At 72.3% G+C, this 2305-nt stretch carries 3 protein-coding genes; all 3 read right to left on the bottom strand.

Annotation, left to right across the window (positions count from 1 at the left end; translation table 11 throughout):
• A partial coding sequence (locus TA90_RS10885) for a chromosome segregation SMC family protein (protein ID WP_147513474.1) occupies nucleotides 1–1326 on the bottom strand: 1326 nt, incomplete at its 3' end.
• Between the two features lie 81 nt (nucleotides 1327–1407).
• Nucleotides 1408–1866, bottom strand: a complete 459-nt coding sequence (gene ndk, locus TA90_RS10880; RefSeq protein ID WP_043536404.1) for a nucleoside-diphosphate kinase — start codon at nucleotides 1864–1866, stop codon at nucleotides 1408–1410.
• An 82-nt stretch (nucleotides 1867–1948) separates the two neighbouring features.
• Nucleotides 1949–2305, bottom strand: a 357-nt coding sequence (locus TA90_RS10875) for an HPr family phosphocarrier protein (protein WP_147513473.1), incomplete at its 5' end; no start/stop codon positions are given.

The following is a 2305-nucleotide window of genomic DNA, read 5'->3' as shown; positions in this document are numbered from 1 at the left end:
CTCGCCGTCATCGGGTGGCGCGGGTGCCGCGGAGGCCCTCGCCTCGGCCTCGACCTGTCGCCGCTGCGCCGCCCCGAGGAGCTCCGCCGCCCGCGCGTCCTCGGCCCGTGCGGCCTCCAGGCGTGAGCGCGCGGAGGACACGTCACCAGTGAGGCGGGCGACCTTCTCCCGGTGGTCGGCGAGCACCCGGTTGACCCTCGCCAGCTCCCGTGCGGCGGCCTCGTCCGCCTGCTCGGCCTCCTCCCGGGCGGTGCTGGCGGCCGTGAGCGCCCGGCGGGCCTCCTCCACACGGTCGAGGAGGCCGGCGTCATCGCCGGTCGCCTCCTCCGCCCGGCGCTCGAGCTCGGCGGGGTCGTCGCCCGCGGGCGCCGGACGGGGCACCGACAGGGCCGAGACCCGTTCCTCGGCGAGCATCGCGGTGGCACCCAGGCGCTCGTGGAGGGTCGTCAGCTCCTGCCAGGCGCGTGTGGTCGCCTCCAGACGGGGGCTGGAGGAACGTTCCTCCTCCTCGGTGCGCGCGAGTTCCCCCCGTGCCAGGGACAGTTGCCCCCCGATCTCCTCGGCACGCCGGGCGAGTGCCCGCTCGTTGTCCTCCTGGGCGGCGAGCCGTCCACGCAGGTCGACCAGGTCGTCGGCGAGGAGTCGGGCCCGCGCGTCGCGCACGCGTGCCTGCACCGCGGAGGCCCTGCGGGCCGCGCGCGCCTGCCGGGCCAGTGGCTTGAGCTGGCGGTGGATCTCATTGGTGAGGTCGAGGACACGCACGAGGTTCTGGTCCATGTCGGCGAGCTTGCGCAGGGCCCGTTCCTTGCGCCGACGGTGCTTGAGGACCCCGGCGGCCTCCTCGATGAAGCCACGGCGTTCCTCGGGTGTGGAGGAGAGGATCGCGTCGAGCTGACCCTGCCCGACGATGACGTGCATCTGTCGGCCCATGCCGGTGTCGCTCAGGAGTTCCTGGATGTCGAGCAGCCGCGCAGGTGTCCCGTTGATGGAGTACTCCGAGCCGCCGCCCCGGAACAGCGTCCTGGAGATCGTCACCTCGGAGTAGTCGATGGGCAGGGCACCGTCGGCGTTGTCGATGGTGAGCTCGACCTGGGCCCGCCCGAGGGCGGGGCGTGCCGAGGTCCCCGCGAAGATGACATCGGCCATCTGGCCACCGCGCAGGGTCTTCGCCCCCTGTTCCCCCATCACCCACGCCAGTGCGTCCACGACATTGGACTTCCCTGACCCGTTGGGGCCGACGACGCAGGTGATGCCCGATTCGAGGCGCAGGGTCGTCGTCGAGGCGAACGACTTGAACCCGCGCAGGGTGAGCGTCTTGAGGTGCACCACCCCACAATAGGGTGGCCGGTGCGGATTCCGCGCCATTGCGGTCCCGCACCGGCCCGTGTGGTGGCACCGGCGAACCGGTCAGTCCCGGAAGACGAGCTCCGGGAACCACAGCGCGATCTCCCGGTCGGCCGAGGTGGTCGAGTCGGAGCCGTGCACGATGTTCTGGACGACGGCGGTGCCCCAGTCACGACCGAGGTCCCCGCGGATGGTGCCCGGGGCCGCGAGGGTCGGGTTGGTGGCCCCCATCAGGTTGCGGACACCCTCGATGACGCGGATCCCCTCCACGACGACCGCCACGAGCGGCCCCGAGGACATGAAGTCCACGAGGTCGGGGAAGAAGTGGCGGTCCTTGTGCTCGACGTAGTGCTGCTCGAGCAGTTCGCGCGAGGCGACCTTGATCTTGAGACCCTTGAGGGCATAGCCCTTCGCCTCGATGCGGCGCAGGACCTCCCCCGTCAGGCCCCGTGCGTACCCGTCGGGCTTGATGAGGACGAGGCTGTGCTCCAGGTCGGGGTCGAGCAGGTCTGGTGTCGGCATGTGGAACCTTCCTTCATGGGGGTGTCTGTGCTCGTGCCCAAGCATAGGTCCAACGACCCGGGCCCGAGGAGGGCTCGGGTGTTCAGCCCGCGGACTCGAGGAAGTCGACGAGGGCGTCCACCGCGTCCTGGGCGTCAGGGCCGGTGGCGCTGAGGTGCACGGTGTCCCCGCACCTCACACCCAGTGACATCACCTCCAGCACGGATCCCGCATCCGCGCCGTTGACGCTCACCTCCGCGTCGAATCCGCCGGCCAGCCGCGCGAGCTGGGCAGCAGGTCGGGCGTGGAGGCCGACCGGGTCACGGACCGTCGCGTCGGCACGCGCGGTCTCCTCCGCCTGGGGCGCCTGCGTCCCCGCGTGCACCACCGGGACCGTCCCGAGGGGGGCCCGGGCGGCGGACAGGGGCGGCTCGGGACCCGTGGGCCCCCCGCCCGCACC

The organism is Actinomyces polynesiensis (genome assembly GCF_000820725.1).
GTDB lineage: Bacteria > Actinomycetota > Actinomycetes > Actinomycetales > Actinomycetaceae > Pauljensenia > Pauljensenia polynesiensis.
Note: the sequence above shows the minus strand (reverse complement) of the source record. Positions and strands in the feature narration are given on the sequence as shown.